15 protein-coding genes are annotated in these 20239 nt (G+C 71.9%); 7 read left to right on the top strand and 8 right to left on the bottom strand.

The genetic code is table 11. The annotated features are described in order from the left end of the window. Window positions 1-77 precede the first annotated feature (77 nt). Entirely contained in the window at window positions 78-1736 is a 1659-nt protein-coding gene (locus tag AB0C20_RS09900) for a family 10 glycosylhydrolase (RefSeq protein ID WP_357567729.1), read from the top strand. Window positions 1737-1915: 179 nt separating this feature from the next. Further along, entirely contained in the window at window positions 1916-2452 is a 537-nt protein-coding gene (locus AB0C20_RS09895) for a phospholipase (protein ID WP_357190242.1), read from the top strand. Window positions 2453-2606: 154 nt separating this feature from the next. Here AB0C20_RS09895 and AB0C20_RS09890 read toward each other — a convergent pair whose 3' ends face one another. Together AB0C20_RS09890 and AB0C20_RS09885 are read right to left on the bottom strand one after the other, a co-directional pair. Beyond that, window positions 2607-5447, bottom strand: coding sequence for an NB-ARC domain-containing protein (locus AB0C20_RS09890; RefSeq protein WP_357190244.1), 2841 nt, complete (start codon window positions 5445-5447; stop codon window positions 2607-2609). Window positions 5448-5599: 152 nt separating this feature from the next. Further along, window positions 5600-5815: a zinc ribbon domain-containing protein gene (locus AB0C20_RS09885; protein ID WP_238666924.1), complete on the bottom strand. Its 216-nt coding sequence runs from the start codon at window positions 5813-5815 to the stop codon at window positions 5600-5602. 37 nt (window positions 5816-5852) lie between these two features. Between AB0C20_RS09885 and AB0C20_RS09880 the strand changes: the two genes are divergently transcribed. The 5 genes from AB0C20_RS09880 (at window position 5853) to AB0C20_RS09860 (ending at window position 13523) form a co-directional block, all read left to right on the top strand. Beyond that, entirely contained in the window at window positions 5853-7391 is a 1539-nt protein-coding gene (locus AB0C20_RS09880) for a lytic transglycosylase domain-containing protein (RefSeq protein ID WP_357567728.1), read from the top strand. 72 nt (window positions 7392-7463) lie between these two features. Further along, entirely contained in the window at window positions 7464-8480 is a 1017-nt protein-coding gene (locus AB0C20_RS09875; RefSeq protein WP_357190297.1) for a GNAT family N-acetyltransferase, read from the top strand. Between the two features lie 91 nt (window positions 8481-8571). Further along, on the top strand, window positions 8572-11850 hold the full coding sequence (locus AB0C20_RS09870; protein ID WP_357567727.1) for a lamin tail domain-containing protein: 3279 nt from the start codon (window positions 8572-8574) through the stop codon (window positions 11848-11850). Between the two features lie 156 nt (window positions 11851-12006). Beyond that, on the top strand, window positions 12007-12576 hold the full coding sequence (locus AB0C20_RS09865; protein ID WP_220090045.1) for a sigma-70 family RNA polymerase sigma factor: 570 nt from the start codon (window positions 12007-12009) through the stop codon (window positions 12574-12576). 17 nt (window positions 12577-12593) lie between these two features. After that, complete coding sequence (locus tag AB0C20_RS09860; protein WP_357567726.1) at window positions 12594-13523, top strand: CU044_5270 family protein; 930 nt, start codon at window positions 12594-12596, stop codon at window positions 13521-13523. An 8-nt stretch (window positions 13524-13531) separates the two neighbouring features. Here the strand turns inward: AB0C20_RS09860 and AB0C20_RS09855 are convergent, their stop codons facing one another. The 6 genes from AB0C20_RS09855 to AB0C20_RS09830 form a co-directional block, all read right to left on the bottom strand. Further along, entirely contained in the window at window positions 13532-13966 is a 435-nt protein-coding gene (locus AB0C20_RS09855; protein ID WP_357567725.1) for a helix-turn-helix transcriptional regulator, read from the bottom strand. A 338-nt stretch (window positions 13967-14304) separates the two neighbouring features. Continuing rightward, complete coding sequence (gene hemB, locus AB0C20_RS09850) at window positions 14305-15288, bottom strand: porphobilinogen synthase (protein ID WP_357190255.1); 984 nt, start codon at window positions 15286-15288, stop codon at window positions 14305-14307. Between the two features lie 20 nt (window positions 15289-15308). Continuing rightward, window positions 15309-16889, bottom strand: a complete 1581-nt coding sequence (locus tag AB0C20_RS09845; protein WP_112584249.1) for a uroporphyrinogen-III synthase — start codon at window positions 16887-16889, stop codon at window positions 15309-15311. Then, on the bottom strand, window positions 16886-17854 hold the full coding sequence (gene hemC / locus AB0C20_RS09840) for a hydroxymethylbilane synthase (protein ID WP_091402711.1): 969 nt from the start codon (window positions 17852-17854) through the stop codon (window positions 16886-16888). The genes AB0C20_RS09845 and hemC overlap by 4 nt, the downstream gene beginning before the upstream one ends. Continuing rightward, a complete protein-coding gene (locus tag AB0C20_RS09835; protein ID WP_238682184.1) occupies window positions 17851-19248 on the bottom strand; it encodes a glutamyl-tRNA reductase in 1398 nt (465 codons plus the stop codon). Before AB0C20_RS09835 ends, hemC begins: the two co-directional genes overlap by 4 nt. Next, a complete protein-coding gene (locus AB0C20_RS09830; protein ID WP_091402715.1) occupies window positions 19245-20015 on the bottom strand; it encodes a redox-sensing transcriptional repressor Rex in 771 nt (256 codons plus the stop codon). Before AB0C20_RS09830 ends, AB0C20_RS09835 begins: the two co-directional genes overlap by 4 nt. Window positions 20016-20239 lie beyond the last annotated feature (224 nt).

The following is a 20239-nucleotide window of genomic DNA, read 5'->3' as shown; positions in this document are numbered from 1 at the left end:
GCAACGCGGACATCGACGGCGAATCTTGCCGCACACCGCGCGAACCATCCGGGAGCCCCAACGAAGGGACACACCGCATGAAAGCCACCCGACTCGGAGTCGCCGGGCTGGTCGCAGCCCTGCTCGGCACGTTCGTCACCACCACCCCCGCGAGCGCCGTACCCAGCGCGGCCGACACCACCACCGCCACCTGCGCCACCGACCCGGCCACTCCGAAACGGCAGTTCCGGGCCATGTGGATCTCCTCGGTGGTCAACATCGACTGGCCCAGCAAGGCGTCCCAGACCAGCCCGGACCGGGTCGCGGCCCAGCAGGCCGAGTACCGCGAACTGCTCGACCTTGCCGGGCGACTGCACCACAACGCGGTCGTGGTGCAGGTCCGGCCCACCGCCGACGCGCTCTGGCCCTCGCCGTACGAGCCCTGGTCGGAATACCTGACCGGGGTACGCGGCCAGGACCCGGGCTGGGACCCGCTGGCCTTCCTGGTCGACGAGTCGCACAAGCGGAACCTGGAGTTCCACGCCTGGTTCAACCCGTACCGCGTCTCCATGCCGGCCCCCGGTGGCGCCGGCGCAGACCTGACCCAGCTCGCCCCCGGCCACCCGGCCCAGCAGCACCCCGACTGGACCTTCGCCTACCCACCGGCCGGCGTGGCTGGCAGTCGGCTCTACTACAACCCCGGAATCCCCGAGGTCCGCGAGTTCGTCCAGACCGCCATGATGGACGCCGTCAAGCGGTACGACATCGACGGCGTCCACTTCGACGACTACTTCTACCCCTACCCCAGCGGCACGTACCAGGTGCCTGACGACGCGACCTTCGCGGCCCACAACCGGGGCTTCACCGACCGGGCCGACTGGCGGCGGGACAACATCAACCTGCTGATCCAGGAGATGAACGGCAAGATCAAGGCGGCGAAGCCGTGGGTGAAGTTCGGCGTCAGCCCGTTCGGCATCTGGCGCAACAAGACCGCCGACCCGCTCGGTTCGGACACCACCGGCAGCCAGTCGTACGACATCATCTCCGCCGACACCCGCAAGTGGATCAAGCAGGAGTGGGTCGACTACGTGGTGCCGCAGCTCTACTGGTACATCGGCCAGTACCCGGCCGCCGACTACGCGCGCCTCGTGCCGTGGTGGGCCGAGACGGTGCGCGGCACCCGCGTGCAGCTCTACATCGGCCAGGCCGACTACAAGAGCGGTGACCCGGCGTACGGGCCGTACTGGCAGAACCCGCGTGAGCTGTCCGACCACCTGACGCTCAACCGGTCGTACCCGGAGGTGCAGGGCAACGTGCACTTCTCAGCGGTGCAGGTGCGGGCCAACCGGCTCGGCGCCACCGACATCTACGCGGGCGAGCACTACTCCCGGCCGGCGCTGGTGCCGACCATGCCCCACCTGCCGGCCCGGCCGCTGCTCTTCCCAGTGATCAGCAAGGCGACCCGGCAGGCAGACGGGGTCCGGCTGACCTGGCGGCAACCCGCCGACGGCGTCGGCCCGCTCGGCACCGCCACCTCGTACGCGATCTACCGGTTCGACGGCACCACGCTGCCCGGCCGGTGTGCCACTGCCGACGCCGCGCACCTGGTCGACACCGTCCGCGCCACGCCCGGCAACGCCCAGTCCTGGGTGGACACCTCGGCCGAGCCCGGTCGGCGCTACACCTACCAGCTGACAGCCGTGGACCGGTCGGCGAACGAGAGCCCCGCCAGCCCGCCGGCATTCGTCAGGCGCTGATCGCCCCTCTGAATGCCCCGGACGCCTCGCGCGTCCGGGGCATTCGTCTGTTTCAACGTATGTCACCAATAGTTGGCGATGTGCATACCGCCTAGTTGATCAGCTGATCGACACTCATCGACATCCGGTAACCCGCCGGTAACTTCCGTCCCACCCGCTCACCCCCGCGGAGGTAAACCGTGCCCCGACGTCTCGCCACCCTGCTCGCCTCGGGCGCGTTAGCGCTGCTCGCCACCCTCGCCATCGCCTCACCCGCCGCCGCCGTGACCCCCGCCCAACGGCTCTCCGTGCTGTCCAGCTGGACCCAGACCAGCGCGTCCAGCTACAACTCGTGGAACAGCGCCCGGGTCAACCGGGCACCCTGGGCCGAGTACAACTTCAACTGGTCCACCGACTACTGCTCGTCCAGCCCGGACAACCCGCTCGGCTTCACCTTCAACCTGGGCTGCTACCGGCACGACTTCGGCTACCGCAACTACAAGGCGGTCGGCCAGTTCTCCGCCAACAAGTCCCGCCTCGACAGCGCCTTCTACGAGGACCTGAAGCGCGTCTGCACCACGTACAACTCCGTCGTCCGGCCGGCCTGCTACAGCCTGGCCTGGACCTACTACCAGGCGGTCAGCATCTTCGGTTCGGTAGCGGCCGTCCAGCAGGCCGACATCGACCGCGCCGCCCGAATGAAGGCCCAGGCCGAAGCCAACGCCGCAACCCACTAACCCCACCCCCACCCACCCCCACCCACCCCCACCCCCACCCCCACCACCCGCGTTGATCAAGAGGTTTCGGTCACCGGAAGCGCGTTTCCTGACGCAAACCTCTTGATCAACAAGGGTGGGGGTGGGAGGGCAGGGTGGGGGGGCGGAGATGGGGTTAGGCGCGTTCGGTTCTGGTGGCTGGGTGGCGGTCGGGGTCGGCGGGAAGGCGGGGGGTTGGTTGGGACAGGCCGGTGCTGAAGCGGGTCGAGTCCGCTGCCAGGTCCGGGTGTTCCACGTCGAGTGCCAGCGCCGCGGCCTCGTCCAGCCCCAACTCCGCACCCTCGCCGTACGCGTCGTCGAAGGCCGCGTCGCCCAGCACCGCGCGCAACTCCCCCTGCTGCTCGGCCCAGTAACCGCCGAAGATGCCGGGGGTGGCACGCATGCTCGCGCGGGTTGCCTGCGCTGCCCCGAACAGGCGGGCGGCGGTCAGCCGCTCCCCGCCGATCGCGCAGCGCACCGCTACCGCGTTCAAGGTGTCGCACGCCCGGCCGTGGTAGCCGTGGCCCATCCGGGAGCGCAGCGCCACCAACAGATGCTCATGTGCGGCGATCACGTCGCCGCGGGCCAGCGCGACCATGCCGAGCAGCATGTCCACCGAACGTCGGCCCCGCTCCACGGGCCGGGCCGCCTCCACCGGACGTACCGCGCCCAGCAGCTCCGCAGCCTCCTCCAGGGCGCCCCGCCGCCAGAGCAACTCGGCCAGGCTGAAGACCGCGAACAGCGCCTCGCCGACCACGTCCTGCCCGTGCGCCCAGTCGATGACCTCCCGACACACCCGCTCGGCCTCGACGAACTGCCCCATGTCGACAAGCGGCGCGGCCCTGCCGGCGAGCACCCGGGCCAGCAAGCCGGCGTCGCCGGCCTGCCGGGCCGCTGCCTCAGCCCGCTGGGAGTAGCGCAGCTCCTCGGCGAACTCGCCGTCGGCGCTGGCATGCAGCGAATGCATGTGGTACGCCGCCGCCAGCTCCGCCTCCGGGATCCGCTCCCCCGTCTCCGCGATCCGTCCGTACAGCCGGAACAGCCACAGCCGCCCCTCGCGGGCCAGGCCCCGCTCCAGCCACCACTGGTCCAGCCCACCCGCCAGACCGAGGCCGGCACGGGCGTTGCCTCCGGTGGCGCACCACCGCAGCGCGGCGCGCAGCTCACCGGCCAGTGGATCGAGGGCATACAGCGACAGCGTCACCGGCCTGCCGTCCTGGCCCAGGTGGGCCCGGTCCAACGCGTGCGCCGACCAGGCCACGTGCCGGTCCCGAGCGGCCTGCTCCTCGCCCGCCTCGGCCAAACGTCGCGCCGCGTACGCCCGGATGGGGTCGAGCATCCGGTAGGTGCTGCCGGCGGCACGCGGCTCGGCCAACACCATCGACTTGTCCACCAGGACCGAGAGCGGGTCCAGCGGATCGTCGCCCAGCAGCCATTCCACCGTCGCCAGATCCACCGGGCCGGCGAAGACCGCCAGCCACCGCAGCAGGCGGGCCGCCCGGGGCCCCAGCGTTCGGTAGGACCAGGTGACTGTGGCCTGCATGGTCAGATGCCGTTCGGTGGCCGAGCGCTGCACCGCCCGACTCGCCGGGGTGGGAGGTGACGCTCCGGCCGCCGCGGCGACCAGGTCCACGGTGTCCTGCTGGTTGCCGGACCAGCCGCGCTCCACCGGCGGCGGATCCGGGTCCTCCCGGCCGGCGTCCAGGGTGCCGAGGACGTCGTCCAGCCGCTCGGCGAGCTGACCGACGGAGAGCACCCGCAGCCGGGCGGCGGCCAACTCGATGGCGAGCGGCAGACCATCCAACCGCTGCACGACCCGACGCAGGTCGGCGGACTCGGCCGGGTCGGGCTGCCGACCACCGCGCGCCGCCGCCGTACGGTCCAGCAGCAGCGCCACCGCATCGCTCTCCGCACCGTCCGCGCGCGGGTCGACCGAGAGCGGCGGAATCCGCCACACCACCTCGCCGGGCAGGCTGAACGACTCACGACTGGTCGCCAGCACCCGTACGCCGCTCCCGCCGGACAGCAGCCGCGCTATCACCTCGGCGCAGGCGGCCGGTTGAGTGTCGCAGGTGTCCAGTACGACAAGCATCCGACGGCCGGCCGCGTACTCGACGAGGGTGTCCAGCATCGGTCGACCGGGCTCGGGACGCAGGCCGAGCACTGCGGCGATGGCGAACGCCACCAGCCCCGGGTCGGTCACCGAGGCGATGTCGACGAACCAGACCCCGTCCGGGTGCGCCTCGACAACTCCGCTGGCCAACTCCACGGCGAGCCGGGTCTTGCCCGCGCCGCCGGCGCCCAGCACTGTGACCAAGCGGTGCTGACGCACCAGCAGGCCCAGCTCGATGCGCTCGGCCTGCCGGCCGACGAACGAGGTCACCTGGGTGGGCAGGTTGTGCGCCACCGCGTCGGCGGTACGGGGCCGGGGGAACTGTCGCTCCAGACCCGGCGCGACCAGTTGGAACAGCCGTTCCCGGTCGTCGAAGCCGCGCAGGCGGTGCAGGCCCAGGTCGAGCAGGGTCGCCCCCGGCGGCATCGGCTCGGCCCGACGTGCTGTGGACGCCGTACAGAGCACCTGTCCGCCGTGCGCGGCGGCCGCCACCCGGGCGGCCCGGTGCACCTCGGGGCTGGCGTACTCGCCGTCGCGTGGCTCGGCATAGCCGGTGTGCAGACCCATCCGCACCCGGGGTGTGGCCTCTGGGGTGGGCCAGTCGTGGCTGGACAGCGCCCGCTGGGCGGTCAGGCACGCGGTCATCGCCGCTGTCGCTTCCTCGAAGGCCAGGAAGAACGAGTCGCCCTCGGTCAGCAGCTCCGCGCCGCCCGTGCTGGCCAGCGTACGGCGCAGCAGCCGTCGATGCTCGGCGAGCACCGGACGGTAGTCGGGGCCGAGCAGTTGAGCCAGTCGGGTCGAGCCCTCAATATCGGTGAATACGAAGGTCACCCAACCGCTCGGGAGCTGGATCCGTGGCGACATGCGAGGAACCTCCGCCCGTGACGTCGGGTTCATGCTGCCTGAGTCCGAACGATCACACATCGTGAGAACGGCCGGGCAAGTGCCGCCTCAACGTGCCACTCGGACCCGCTCCCGGCAAGGCCGGCCCACCAGGCGGCGGCGAATTGGCCCGATCAGCAGCCGCAGGCGCCGCCGCAGCAGCCACCAGCGGCGGGTGCCGGGGCGCCACCGGCACCACCGCTGCGGCCGGTGACAGCGACCGCGGAAAGAAGCTTGACCGTGTCGGCGTGTCCCTGGGGGCAGCTGGCCGGCTCACCGGCCGCCGCCATCGAACGGTTGACCTCGAAGGTGTCGCCGCAGGCGCGGCAGCGGAACTCGTACCGGGGCATGCCACCCAGGGTACGTGGATCTGACGGTTCGCGGAGCATGGGTGATACTCGACAGGTGGTGGACGGCGAGGACGACACGCGTGTGCAACCGTTACGACCGGCCGCGCCGCTGGACGGGCCGCTCGAAGGCTCAGGGGCCGCGCCCGACCCGGTGCGCAAGGTGCCCCGCCCCCGCCGCCCCTGGCTGAGCGGGCGTTCCGCGGCTGCGCCGAGCACGCCACCGGCCAGCACGCCAGCGGCCAGCACGCCGGCTCCGCCAGCGGCCAAGCCCGCCGCGCCCGACTCCGCCGGGTCCGAACCGGACGCGCGCACCACCGGCACGAAAATCCCAGCCGAACCCGTCCCGACCGCAAGCCCAGCAGCCGCCCTCCCGGCCGCGGCAGCCAAGGCCGAGACCGGTAAGGCCGAGACCGGTAAGGCCGAGGACCTCAAGGCCGACGCTGCGAAACCCGAGGACCAGAAAGCCGACACCCCCAAGGCCGAGGACGCGAAAGCCGACGCCGCGAAAGCCGGGGACCCCAAGGCGGACGGCGCGTCGAGCGCCGACACGCCCGCCGACGACGCGAAGACCGGTACCGCGGATCCGGCGAAGACCACTGTGGATGAGATCCCGGTCGTGTCGGCGTCCGACCCGGCCCGCCGACGGCGGGTGCAGTTCGCGCACGCGGTACGGCTGCCCCCGCGCCGGGCAGCGGCCGCCGCGGCTCGGGCGACCCGCGCCTGGGCGCGCCGGCCGAGTGGTCGGTTGACCCTGCCCGGCGTCTTCCTGCTGGCGCTGGTGGCCGCGACCGCCGCGGCGGGAGCGCTACTCGTACCGGCCGCGATCCGCTCACCGCGCCCAGTGGCTGTCGACGCCTCGGCCGCGCCGAGCGGTGTCGCAGCACCGGGGATGCCGTCCGGCCTGCCGACCAGCCCACTGCCCACCGGCCCGCTGCCGACCCTCCCGCTGCCCTCCGGCGGGTTGCCCGGCAACGGGCTGCCGACCGGGTCGGTGATCGGTGGCCGACCGTCGGACGCCCTGGCCGGTTGGGCGCAGCAGGTCGGCGCCAAGGTCGATGTCCCGGCGGTCGCCATGCAGGCGTACGGCTACGCCGAGCTGGTGCTCTCCCAGACCAACCGCAGCTGTGCGCTGAGCTGGACCACGCTGGCCGCGATCGGAAAGGTCGAATCGGATCACGGCTCGACCAACGGGGCGCGGTTGGGGCAGGACGGCAAAGCGGTGCCCAATATCTTCGGGCTGCCGCTGGACGGGAAGGAGGGCCGGATGCGGATCATCGACACCGACCGTGGGGCACTCGACGGAGACGCCGCCCTCGACCGCGCCATCGGGCCGATGCAGTTCATCCCGACCACCTGGCAGGAGATCGGCGCGGACGCGGACAACGACGGCCGCAAGGACCCGCACGACCTGGACGACGCGGCCCTGGCAGCGGGAAACTACCTCTGCAAGGGGGGTCGCAACCTGAGCATTGCGGGCGACTGGTGGAACGCGATCCTCTCCTACAACGACGTACGGCGGTACGCCCAGGACGTCTACGACACCGCGAACCGGTACGGACGGGCCAGTCGGTCGTGAAGTGATCGTCTCGATACGTTGGAGAACTGGACACTTCCCCCGGGCCTCTGTTAGCGGCAAGCTAGACGGGTGATGGTGCGCGAGTGGGACCCCAGGACCGCGTCGTCCGCCGAGATCGCGTCGCTGTTGGCCACGCTGAACGCGGTCCTGGCGGCCGATCTGCCGCAGGATCCGCCCTGGCGGGAGGCTTCGCTGCGGGAGTACCTCGCCGAGGTGATGCCCGGCGAGCGGCGGATCTCCTGGATCGCCCAGGCCGAGCCGACCGCCCCGGGCGACACGGGCGCGGTGCTCGGCCAGGTGCACGTACTCCTTCTGGGTGACATCGGCGTGCTCGAGGTGCTGGTGCACCCGTCCGCCCGGCGCACCGGCCTCGGCCGTGACCTGGTGCTGCGTGCCGCGCGTCGGGTCTACCAGGAGGGCTTCCGGTCGATCGGGGTCGAGGTCGTCGGCGACACGCCGGCTGTCGGGTTCTACGAGTCGCTCGGCTTCAACCGGGAGTACGTGGAGACGCGCAGCGTGCTCGACCTGACTGCGGTGGACTGGGCCGAGCTGGCCGAGATGGCCACCGGCATCGGGGCGGGCTACCAGCTGGAGTTCTTCCCGGGCGGGCCGCCGGACGACCTGATCGAGGCGTACGCGCGGGCGAAGGCCGAGGTGCGCGACGTCGACGACGGCGAGCTGCGACCCAGCTCCTACGACCCGGAGCGGCTGCGGGACAGCCTCGACACGCTGCACCGGCGGGGCATGAAGCCCTACATCGTGCTCGCCCGCCACGAGCAGAGCGGCGAGGTGGCCGGTCTGACCGAGGTGGTGGTGCCGGCGCAGCACCCGACCCGCGCCGACCAGTACGACACGATCGTCGCGCAGGATCACCGGGGCTACGGCATCGATCGGGCGATCAAGGCCCGGATGCTGCTGGAGTTACGCTCCGCCGAGCCGGAGCTGATCGAGGTGCAGACCTGGAACGCGCAGGCCAACGAGGCGATGTTGAAGGTCAACGCGGAGCTGGGCTACCGCCCCGACCGGGACTGGTGCGAATACAGCGTCGACGTCGCTGAGCTGGTGCACCGCCTCGATCCGCCGCGCTGAGGAATTCACGAAACTGTCCATTAGGGGATGGACGGTGGACAGTCGCGCACCTTAACGTGCGTTGACCCCATCCACCCATCGTGGAGGCCCTATGCGCCCGCGCCGCTCAATCGCCGCGCTCGCGACCGCCACCGCCGCCGTGACAGTCACGGCGCTCGGCGTCGCACCCACCGCGGCCAGCGCCGCGCCCACCGACCTGTTCATCTCGGAGTACGTCGAGGGAACGTCGAACAACAAGGCGATCGAGCTGTTCAACGGCACGGGCGCCGCCGTCGACCTGGCGGCCGGTGGCTACCAGTTGCAGCTCTACTTCAACGGCGCCACCACGGCCACCACCATCGCCCTGGCCGGCAGCGTGGCGGCCGGCGACGCGTTCGTGTTCGCCAGCGCCTCGGCCGGGGCCGCCATCCTCGCCCAGGCCGACCAGACCACCGGGGCGAGCCTCTTCAACGGTGACGACGCGATAGTGCTGCGTCGGGGCACCACTGTGCTCGACTCGATCGGCCAGGTGGGCGTCGACCCGGGCACCGAGTGGGGATCCGGCGTCACCAGCACGGCGGACAACACGGTGCGCCGCCTGGCGAGCGTGGCCGCCGGTGACACCGACCCGTCGGACGCGTTCGACCCCGCCGCGCAGTGGGCCGGTTTCCCCGTCGACACGTTCGACGGGCTGGGCGCGCACACCGTGGACGGCGGTGGCCCGGTCGACGCACCGGCCACGCTGACCTGTGGCGGGCCGCTGGTCACCTCCGCCGGAACGGGCACGAGCCGCGAGGTGACCGCCGCCGATCCCGACGACACGATCGTCGACCTGGCGGTGACCGCGATCAGCCCGAGCCCGACGTCCGGCTCGATCACGCGCACCGCGTTCACCCCCGCCGACGGGGTGGGCGGCACCGCCCGCGCCACTGTCGGCGTGAGCTCCGACCTCGCCGCCGGGGCGTACACGGTCACCCTCACCACCACCGACGCGGGCGGTGGCACCGCGAGCTGCGCGCTGGCCGTGCAGGTGACCCGTGAGCTGACCGTCGGCGAGGTGCAGGGTCCGACCACCGACGCCGAGTCCGGTCCGGGCGACAGGTCACCGCTCGCACCGGCGAGCGGCAACGGCACGAGCAGCACCCTGTACGACGTGCGCGGCGTGATCACCCAGTTGACCCTGGCCCGCACCTCGGCCGGGGCGGAGCAGCACGGCTTCTTCCTGCAGAGCCGCGTTGGTGACACCGACGGCGACCCGACCAGCTCCGACGGCATCTTCGTGTTCATGGGCACGTTCACCTCGCTGATCGGCGGTTACGTGCCGACTGTCGGCGACGAGGTGGTGCTGCGGGCCCGGGTGTCGGAGTACTACAACTTCACCCAGCTCTCCGGCGCGTCGCTGGTCCGCCGGATCGGCGGTGGGCTGGTAGTGGACACCGCGGTCGCGGTGGCCGACGCGGTGCCACCGGCCGTGCTGACCGACGCGCAGCGCTTCTGGGAGCGGCACGAGGGGTCCCGGATGCGGGTACGCGCGGGCAGCGGCGCGGTGAGCGGCCGGGACGTCTTCTCCTCCACCGCCGACGCGGAGCTGTGGGTGGTCGACGGCGACGACCCGCTGCTGGACCGCGCCGACGCGTACTCCCGGCGGGTCTTCCGTGATTCGCACCCGCTGGACAACGACCCGACCCGCCGCTTCGACGACGGCAACGGTCAGCGGACGCTGCTCGGCAGCATGGGCGTGAAGGCCACCGCCGGGGACAGCGCCGCGCTGCTCCCGCCGGCGCACACCTTCGACACGCTGCGGGCGGACGCGGTGGGCGGGGTCTACTACTCGTTCGAGAAGTACGGCGTCCAGGTCGAGCGGGCGGAGTTCGCCGCCGGGGCCGACCCGTCGAAGAACAACCCGCCCAAGCCTGCCGACCGGTCGCAGGAGGTGGCAGTGGCCACCTACAACGTGGAGAACCTGTACGACTACCGCGACGACCCGTTCGACGGCTGCGACTTCGCCGGTAACGCCGGCTGCGTGGGGGTCACCCCGCCGTTCGACTACGTCCCGGGCAGTGAGGCGGAGTACCGCGAGCAACTGGCCGCGCTCGCCGACCAGATCGTCAAGGACCTGCACGCACCGGACCTGATCCTTGTGCAGGAGGCCGAGGACCAGGACATCTGCACGATCTCCGGGGCGGCGCTGAGCTGCGGCGACACGAACAACGCCGATGGCGCTCCGGACAGCATCCAGGAGTTGGCGCTCACTGTCGCGGCGGCCGGTGGGCCCGCGTACGCCGCCGCCTACGACCGGACCGGCGCGGACGCCCGCGGTATCACCGCGGCCTTCCTGTACCGCACGGACCGGGTGTCGCTGGCGGCCGCGACGGCTGCGGACCCGCTGTTGGGGTCGGCACCGACAGTCCAGTACCGGGCTGCGGGGCTGCCGGCGAACGCCGACGTGCAGAACCCGAAGGCCCTCAACGCTGTGTTGCCGGCGGATGTGGACACCTCGACCGGTCGGGACGGCAGCAACGTCTTCACCCGTGCCCCGCAGTTGGGCAAGTTCAGCGTGGCCGCCGCGCCCGGCTCGACCGAGCGGTTCACCCTGTACGCCCTCAGCAACCACTACTCCTCGGGCCCGGACAGCCGGGTCGGGCAGCGGCGGGAGCAGGCGCGTTACGGCGCGGCAATCGTCACAGCGATCGAGGCGGCCGACCAGACAGCCCGAGTGGTCTACGGCGGGGACCTGAACGTCTTCCCCCGCCCGGACGATCCGATCGCCACCGGTGACCAGCCCACGCCGTCGGACCAACTCGCCCCGCTCTACGAGGCGGGCCTGCACAACCTGTGGGACAACCTCGTCGCTGACGTGCCGGCCTCGGCCTACTCGTACAGCTTCGAGGGGCAGGCGCAGACTCTCGACCACCTGTTCGTCAACGACGCGTTCTACGGCGACCTGGTGCAGGTGCGGGCGGCGCACATCAACGCCGACTGGCCGGCGGAGTTCGCCGGTGACGGGTCGCGGGGTTCCAGTGACCACGACCCGCAGGTGGCGCGGTTCCGGTCCCGGGCGTCGTTGACAGTCGCCGACACGGCGGTGGCCGAGGGCAACCAGGGCACCCGGCAGCTGACCTTCACCGCCACCGTGTCTCGGCCGCTGTCCCAGTCGGTGCTTCTCTGCGCCGCCACCGTCGGCCTCACGGCGCAGGCGAGGTCGGACTTCGACCCGTACGCCGGCTGCAAGGTCTTGGCCGCCGGGCAGACGTCGGTGACGTTCCCGGTGTCGGTGCGCGGTGACCGCAAGCGGGAGGCGGACGAGAAGTTGACGCTGCTGGTGGCCGGTGTGCCCGGCCTGCGGCTGGCCGATCCACTGGCGACCGGAACGATCACCAACGACGACTGAGATTCGTCTCAACCACGCTCGACCCAGGATGTAGTGGCCTTCGTGGACCAGGGGGCCACTACATCCTTGTTTCAGCATGATCTTGCAGAGGACGTAACACGCTGCCGCCGCCGAGCCAATGAAGGGGTGTAAGGACGGCCAACGAGAGGACGGCCTGTGACTATCCCGAGCCCAGGCGGGGACGGCCTAGCAGCCATCGGCGCGGACCCCGAAGCGTTCGAGCGGTTCTACCGGCGGCACGTCGAGACGATCAGCCGGTTCGTCGCCCGTCGCGTTGACGACCCCCACACTGCCGCCGACCTCACGGCCGAGGTGTTCCTCGCGGTGATCGACAGCGCGACGAGTTACCGGCCGGAACGGGGCAGCGAGTTGGGCTGGCTCTTCGGGGTGGCTCGCAACGTCATAGCTGCCGAACATCGGCGGGCGACCCGACTCCTGCGGGCCAGCGGTCGCATAGCGGGACGACGGCTGCTCGACGCCGACGACATCGCCCGGATCGAGGAACGCATCGACGCCGAGGCGCTGGCCCGCCGCACCTACCAGGCGCTGCGCGGCCTACCGGAGCGCACTCGCGCCCTGCTGGAACTCGTCGCCGTCGACGGCCTCTCCGTGGCGGACGCCGCCGACGCGCTCGGCATCTCCCCGGTCGCCGCCCGGGTCCGTGTGCACAGGGCCCGCCGGGCGGTACGCCTCGCGCTCGCACAGTCCGAATCCGCACTCGTCTGATCGGAGGGATGATCACCATGACCCACACCCCACTGGGCAACTTCGAGGAACGACTCCTCGGCGAGTTGCGGGACCACGTCACGAACCAGACCTCCGCCCCGGCGCCGACCGCGCCTCCCGGTCGTGCAGCCCGCGGGGGCCCGCGGTGGCGTACGCCGGGCTGGCGCCTGGCCGGGGTCGGTGGGCTGGTCGCCCTGCTGACCATCGGCGGATTGGTGGTGCAGACGGTGGACGACGCTCCACCCACGGCGAGCGCGGCCGAGATCCTGACCGAGGCCGCGGATTCGGCCCGGCAGCAGCCAGATCTGGTGGCGCGTCCCGGCCAGTTCCTCTTCATCGAACTGCGACTCACCTGGCGGGATCGGCCGGATGCCGGCCCGTACACCGAGGAGCGGCTCCAGCGCTGGGTGCCGATCGGCGACGACCCCACCTGGCAGCAGCGGCGGAGGCTGGAGAGCCGCCCCGACGAGTGGCGGACAGACAACGTCTCGCACCTGGCGCCGCCGCCCGGCTACTTCCAGGGACTGCCCACCGAGCCGGAGAAGATGGCGCAGTACCTGCGGGATCACCCGATCCCACTGGATCTGCCCGCCGGCGCGGACCTGGAGGCCATCCGGAACGACCCTACGACGATCTTCGGCGACGGAATGTGGATGCTCGAGGGGTACGTGCCGCCACAGTCGCTCGGCGCGCTGTTCCAGGCCATGGCCCAGGTGCCCGGGGCCACAGTGTTGCCCGACGAAATTCGGGACGCGGCCGGCCGGCGGGGGGTGGCACTGCGGACGCCGGGCGTGTTCGGTGCCCACATCGACCTGATCTTCGACCGGGAGACCCACACCTACCTCGGCACCCGCCGTCTTATCGTGCGGAATGGCAAGGAGTCGCCCTACACGAGCACCGCCGTCACCCAGGTGGCGATCGTCGACCGCCCGGGGCAGCTGCCCTGATCACGGGCTCAGTAGTAATCGTGGACCGGTGGTGGGGGTGGCGCGCTGCGATGCTGCGCCACCCGTACCTCCCACTGGCTGCGTCGGCGTCGCGCCTCGCGATCTGCCGAACTGCGGTGGTAGGTCTCCGGAGGGCGGGCCAGCCCGTAGATGTCCCCCCACCACTCCCCCAGCTCCGGGTCGAGGATCGTGTCGAGGTGGGACGGATAACGGCGACTCGCCCCGTCCTGGACGTCGTCGCGGTCGGCCATCGGCAGGACGACCCGGCCCTCCTGGTCCACCACGACCAGGAAGAGCCCGGCCGCGCCGAGAAGGCGCTCCAGCACGGCCAGGCTCGGCACAAGGTTCCCCGCTTCGACCCGACCTATCGTCGAGGGCGCGACCTTGGCGAAGCGGGCCATCTGCTGCTGGCTCAGCCGGACGATGCGACGTGCCCGGCGCACCAGACCCGCGATGGGAAATCGTCCGACGAGGGGACCAGGAGGTTGGGGAGAACCAAGCGTCGACGCCATCCGACCACCATCCCGGGCGCGCCGGCCATGCTCAATCCCTGTGGACAAACCTGTGGACAGCCGTCGTCGAGTGGCGGCGGCGCCGGGGAGCGGTCGCCTGGTCCGAGCCCTTTGCTCTGCTTCAATCGACGCAACGGTTAGGCCCGCAAAGTGTTGCGCTGGTTGAAGCAGAGCAAAGGACGCCCAGAGGCACAACGATCCCCGCGGTGAAGTGCCCGAAAGCGCAGTCGCGTCGGTTCCGACCGGGAGGCCCTGAGCGGGCGGGTCGCTCAGTAGCGCTGGCGGAGCAGGCCGGCGGCCTCGACGGCCCAGTAGGTGAGGATGACCTGCGCGCCGGCCCGCTTGATCGAGGTGAGCGTCTCGAGCATCACCCGCTCGCGGTCGATCCAGCCGTTCGCGGCGGCCGCCTCGACCATCGCGTACTCACCGGAGACCTGGTAGGCGGCGACCGGGACGTCCACAGCGGCCCGCACCGCCGACACCACGTCGAGGTAGGGCAGCGCCGGCTTGACCATCACCAGGTCGGCGCCCTCGGCGACGTCCAGTGCTACCTCACGCAGCGACTCACGCAGATTGGCCGGGTCCTGCTGGTAGGTGCGCCGGTCGCCCTCCAGCGCCGACTCCACAGCTTCCCGGAACGGGCCGTAGAAGGCGGAGGCGTACTTCACGGCGTACGCCAGCACGGAGACGTCCTGGTAGCCGGCGGCGTCGAGCGCCCGGCGTACCACGCCGACCTGGCCGTCCATCATCCCGGACGGCCCGACCATGCCGACCCCGGCGGCGGCCTGGGCCACCGCCATCTCGGCGTACGCGGCCAGGGTCGAGTCGTTGTCGACCTCACCGTCGGGGGTGAGCAGCCCACAGTGCCCGTGCGAGGTGAACTCGTCGAGGCACAGGTCGCTCATCACCACAGTGGCGTCGCCCACCTCGGCCACCACGTCGCGGATGGCGACGTTGAGGATGCCGTTCGGGTCGATGCCGCCGGAGCCGGTCGGGTCCCGCTGCTCCGGCACGCCGAAGAGCATGATCCCGCCGACACCGGCCTGGACCGCCTCGACCGCGGCCTTTCGCAGCGAGTCCCGGGAGTGCTGGAGCACCCCCGGGAGCGACCCGATGGCTCGGGGCTCGGTCAGCCCCTCCTTGACGAACATCGGCAGGACCAGCTCGGCCGGGTCGACCCGGGTCTCCGACACCAGCCGGCGGACCGCCGGGTTGCGGCGCAGCCGGCGGGGCCGGATCTCGGGGTACGACATGGCAGGCCCTCCTCGAACGACTACCGGAAGCGCAGAGCGGTCGGGCCCTGCACCTTCGAACCACGGCGCTGCTTGGCCGGCATGGCGGCCAGCTTCTCCCGCAGCTCGACGGCGTAGGCGGCGAGCGCCTCCACCAGGTCGGGCACCGAGGCGTGCGGCGGCTGGACGTCGACGCGCAGGCCGAACTCCGTCGCGGTCTCCGCCGTCTTGGGCCCAATGACGGCAACAACGGTCCGGGCGTGCGGCTTCCCGGCGATGCCGACCAGGTTGCGGACTGTGGAGGACGAGGTGAAGAGCACCGCGTCGAACCCGCCCGACTTGATCGCGTCGCGGATCTCGGCGGGCGGCGGCGCCGCCCGCACCGTCCGGTACGCGGTCACGTCGTCGACCTCCCAGCCGCGCTCGGTGAGCCCGGCGGCGAGCGTCTCGGTGGCGATGTCGGCGCGCGGCAGCAGCACCCGGCCCACCGGGTCGAGGATCTCGTCGTGCGGCGAGAACTCGGCCAGCAGGCCCTCCGAGGACTGCTCCCCGGCGGGGATCAGCTCCGGCTGGATGCCGAACGCGCGGACCGCGTCAGCGGTGGCCTCGCCGATGCAGGCGATCTTGACGCCGCCGAAGTGCCGGGCGTCGAGACCGTGCTCGGCGAACTTCTCCCAGACCGCGCGGACCGCGTTCACCGACGTGAAGATCACCCAGGCGTACCGGCCGTCGACCAGGCCCTTGACCGCCCGCTCCATCTGCGCCGGGGTGCGAGGCGGCTCGACAGCGATGGTCGGCACCTCGCACGGGATCGCCCCGTACGCGCGCAGTCGGGCGCTCATCGCGCCGGCCTGCTCCTTGGTCCGAGGTACGAGCACCTTCCAGCCGTACAGCGGGCGGTTCTCCCACCAGCTCAGCTTGTCGCGCTGCCCCACGCCGACACCGACGGTGAGCACCACCCGGCCGGTGAAGCCGAGCGCGGCGGCCACGAAGCTGTCCACCGTCGACGTGGTCGTGTACTGGGTCTCGCCGGTGCCGTCGCCGGTCACCCCGACGCCGGTGGTGCCGTCGACCCCGGCGGCGAGCAGCCCGTCCCGGACGGCGGCGAGGTCACCGGCGTCCACGGCGAGCGCTAGCGAACCCCGGCCGACGGCCGTGGCCAGCGCCTCGAAGTCCAGCGCGCTGACGTCCTCGACGTCGGCTGCCGTACGCACACCCGGCAGCGGGACCCCGGCGTAGGTGGCCACACCCTCGGCCTGGCCGACGCCGGGCACCACCTCGAAGTGGGCGGCGGTGCGGGCCACCGCCTGCACCTCCTTGACCACCGAGTCGTGTCCGAACGGGTCGCCAGCGACCAGGTGCACCGCGTTCAGCCCGGAGCGGGCCGCGGAGATCAGCACCTTCGCCACGTCCCCCGGCGCGCCCTCGGCCGGAGTGAACTCGGCATCGTCCCTGGCCTCGGCGCGAACGACGGTGAGCAACGACTCCGGGACTCCCCGGTCGTAGATCACCTGGTCAGCGTCGACCAGGGCGTCGTGGGCCCGACGGGTCAGCAGGCCCGGGTCACCGGGGCCAGCCCCGACGAACGCGATACGGCCGACGGGCTTACGGGTGCGGGTCATTCTGTGCTCCCAAATTGCTGGGTCCCCGGGCCGGTGTGTCCTTCGTGGCCGAGGATCGAGTCGGCGCCGAGCTCGAGGAGTTCGGCGGCGAGTGCCTTACCGATCTCCGCCGCGTCGGCGGGCGTTCCGGTGCGGGACAGCCGGAGGTCACGAGTGCCGTCCGGGCTGATCACCGCCCCGCGCAGGTAGATCTCATCGCCGGTCTCGCCTTCGGCGAGTTCGGCATAGGCGGCGACGGGTGCGCTGCACCCGGCCTCCAGGGTTGCCAGAAACGCACGTTCCGCGGTGACCGCGGCACGTGACGGTGCGTGGTCGAGCACGGCGAGCAGCTCGACCAGGTCCTGGTCGTCGACCCGGCACTCCACTGCCAACGCGCCCTGAGCGGGAGCGGGCAGCATGAGCATCGGGTCCAGCGATTCGGTGATCACATCGAGCCGGCCGAGTCGGGCCAGACCGGCCCGGGCCAGGACGACGGCGTCGAGGTCGGCCTCGGGGCCGAGCACCCGGCCCAGGCGGGTGTCGACGTTGCCGCGGATCGGGGTGACCTCCAGTTGCAGGCCGAGGGCGTGCAACTGGGCGATCCGACGCAGCGCGCCGGTGCCCACTGTGGCCCCGGGCGGCAACTCGGCGAGCGTCCGGCCGTCGCGGGCCACCAACGCGTCGCGCGGGTCCTGCCGGGCCGGCACCGCCGCGATGTGCAGCCCACCGGCGGCGGCCGTGGGCAGATCCTTGTACGAGTGCACCGCGAAGTCGATCGTTCCGGCGGTGAGCGCGTCACGCAGGGCGGAGACGAACACCCCGACGCCCAGCCGGTGCACCGGCGCGTTGGAGCGGTCGCCCGCGGTGACGACCTCGACCAGCTCGACGGGGCGGCCGGTGGCGGCGGTCACCGCCTCGGCGACCTGGCCGGACTGGGCCATCGCCAGGGCGCTACCCCGGGTGCCGAGGCGCAGGGGGGCGGTCATCGCGCACCTCCGGTGGGTGGGGTGGGCTCGGCGGCGTCGGCTCCGGACACCGGGTCGGTGCCGGGGAGCGCCATGCCGAAGTCGGGGGTCAGCACGTCCGGGACGGTGTCCACCGGCGAGGTCTGCGGCACCTCGAGGTCGAACAGCTCGCGCAGCAGTGCCGCGTACTGGTCGCCGCCGGGCTCCGCTGCCAACTGGCGGACCTTGACGGTGGGCTGGTGCAGCAGCCGCTGCACGACCCGGTGCACAGTGCGGGCCACCTCGGCCCGCAGGTCGTCGCCGAGGTCGGGGCGACGCTGGGCCAGTCGGCGCAGCTCGGCGGTGACGACGTCGTCGGCCCTGCCACGCAGCGCTGCCACTGTGGGTGCCACGTCGGCGCCGCGCAGCCAGGTGAGGAAGCCCTCCACCTCGCCGAGCACGATGCGTTCGACGGCGGCGGCGTCGGCAGCCGCCGGACCGTCGGCGAGCAGCGCCGCCATCCGGTCGATGTCGATCACCTCGACGCCGGGCAGCTCGGCGACGCCCTCCTCGACGTCGCGCGGAACGGCCAGGTCGAGCAGGACCAGTGGGCCCCGGGCCGGGTCGCGCTCGGCCAGCGCCGTGGTGACCACCGACCGGGTCAGGACCGGTTCGGTGGACGCGGTGGCGGCCACTACGATGTCCACTGTGGAAAGGGTGTCGGCCAGCTCGGTCATCGGCGCGGCACTCGCCCCGTACGACTCGGCGAGCCGGACAGCCCGGTCGGCGCCCCGGTTGCTGACGGTGAGCGGCCCGGCGCCCAGCCGGGACAGCGTGGCCACTCCGAGCGAACCCATCGCACCGGCGCCGACCACCAGGGCCGGATGGCCGACGAGGTCGCCGTCGAGGTGCCCGGCGGCCAGCTCCAGGGCGGCGGTGACGACGCTCTGGCCGGCCCGGTCGATGCCGGTCTCGGCGTGGGCCCGCTTGCCGACCCGCAACGCCTGCTGCATCAGCTCGTGCAGCAGCCGGCCGGCCGAGTCGGCGCCGGTGGCCCAGTGGTACGCGTCACGCAACTGGCCGAGGATCTGTGCCTCGCCCACCACCATCGAGTCCAGACCGGTGGCGACCCGGAAGACGTGGTCGACGGCCGCGGTGTCGTAGTGCACGTACAGGTGGCTGGCGAGCGCGGTCGGGGAGCTGCCGGCCTGCTCGGCCAGCACGGCGCAGACGTCGCCGAGCCCACCGTGGAAACCGGACACGGCGGCGTAGACCTCCACCCGGTTGCAGGTGGAGACGATCACCGCCTCAGCCACGTACGGCTGGGCGACCAGGCGATCCAGTGTGCGGGTCAGGTCGGCGGGGGGCACTGCCAGCTGCTCCAGCGTGGCGACCGGGGCGGTCCGGTAGGACGCGCCGACGACGAGCAGTTTCACGTGCCTATCGCCTCCTGGGTGTCGGTGGCCGCGAACCCGCCCGGCAGGGCGGTGAGAGCGGTCCCGCCGGTGGCGGGCAGCGCGGTCAGCGACGCCTTGCGGTGCTCGTGGAAGGACAGAATCTGCAGCTCGATGGCGAGGTCGACCTTGCGCACGTCGACCCCCTCCGGAACCGAGAGTACGCACGGCGCGAAGTTGAGGATGCTCGTCACGCCGACGGCGACCAGTTGGTCGGCGACCTGCTGGGCGGCGGCGGCCGGGGTGGCGATCACGCCGATCGCGAGGGATTCCTCAGCGGCGACAGTCGGCAGGTCGTCAACATGCCGGACAACCAGGCCGTTGATCTCCTCACCGACCCGGGAGGGATCGGCGTCGAGCAGTGCGGCGATCCGGAAGCCCCGGCTGGCGAAGCCGTCGTAGCCAGCCAGAGCGTGACCGAGATTACCTACGCCGACCAGGGCGACCGCCCGGCGTTGGGTGAGCCCGAGCACATACTCGATCTGCTCGATCAGCAGCGCGACGTCGTAACCGACGCCCCGGGTGCCGTACGAGCCGAGATGGGAGAGGTCCTTGCGGAGCTTGGCGGAGTTGACCCCGGCGGCGGCGGAGAGACCCTCGCTGGAGACCGTCTCGTGCCCGGCGTCGGCGAGGTTGTGCAGCGCGCGCAGGTACTCCGGGAGCCGAGCGACGGTCGCTTCGGGCAGATCCGGGAGCGCCGGTACGGCACCGGCGCGGCCGGGCGCGCCTGGGTGACGGTGCTGACTCATGAGACTCCGTGCGGTGCGATCCTCGGCCAACTCCGCTGGTCGGCCGTTTGTGGACTCCCGCTGGCGACCGAGGATGCCGGCTGTGCTAGCAGGGCGCGTCGGAGTCACAGCGTAGGCGCTTGTGAAGACGTGCACAAATCGCGATCTTGTCGCTGCGTGGCGCGACCTCACCAGCCCCTCCATTCCACAAGATCGATTGAACGCCCAGGTCCACCCACGGCCCC

The sequence above is a fragment of the Micromonospora sp. NPDC048843 genome, assembly GCF_040649965.1.
Lineage (GTDB): Bacteria > Actinomycetota > Actinomycetes > Mycobacteriales > Micromonosporaceae > Micromonospora > Micromonospora hortensis.
Note: the sequence above shows the minus strand (reverse complement) of the source record. Positions and strands in the feature narration are given on the sequence as shown.

Excerpts from the sequence above, each read along its gene's own strand:
- AB0C20_RS09900 (WP_357567729.1), top strand. The coding sequence starts at position 78 with ATGAAAGCCACCCGACTCGGAGTCGCCGGGCTGGTCGCAGCCCTGCTC.
- AB0C20_RS09890 (WP_357190244.1), bottom strand. The coding sequence starts at position 5,447 with ATGTCGCCACGGATCCAGCTCCCGAGCGGTTGGGTGACCTTCGTATTC.
- AB0C20_RS09885 (WP_238666924.1), bottom strand. The coding sequence starts at position 5,815 with ATGCCCCGGTACGAGTTCCGCTGCCGCGCCTGCGGCGACACCTTCGAG.
- AB0C20_RS09880 (WP_357567728.1), top strand. The coding sequence starts at position 5,853 with ATGGGTGATACTCGACAGGTGGTGGACGGCGAGGACGACACGCGTGTG.
- AB0C20_RS09875 (WP_357190297.1), top strand. The coding sequence starts at position 7,464 with ATGGTGCGCGAGTGGGACCCCAGGACCGCGTCGTCCGCCGAGATCGCG.
- AB0C20_RS09870 (WP_357567727.1), top strand. The coding sequence starts at position 8,572 with ATGCGCCCGCGCCGCTCAATCGCCGCGCTCGCGACCGCCACCGCCGCC.
- AB0C20_RS09860 (WP_357567726.1), top strand. The coding sequence starts at position 12,594 with ATGACCCACACCCCACTGGGCAACTTCGAGGAACGACTCCTCGGCGAG.
- hemB (WP_357190255.1), bottom strand. The coding sequence starts at position 15,288 with ATGTCGTACCCCGAGATCCGGCCCCGCCGGCTGCGCCGCAACCCGGCG.
- AB0C20_RS09845 (WP_112584249.1), bottom strand. The coding sequence starts at position 16,889 with ATGACCCGCACCCGTAAGCCCGTCGGCCGTATCGCGTTCGTCGGGGCT.
- hemC (WP_091402711.1), bottom strand. The coding sequence starts at position 17,854 with ATGACCGCCCCCCTGCGCCTCGGCACCCGGGGTAGCGCCCTGGCGATG.
- AB0C20_RS09830 (WP_091402715.1), bottom strand. The coding sequence starts at position 20,015 with ATGAGTCAGCACCGTCACCCAGGCGCGCCCGGCCGCGCCGGTGCCGTA.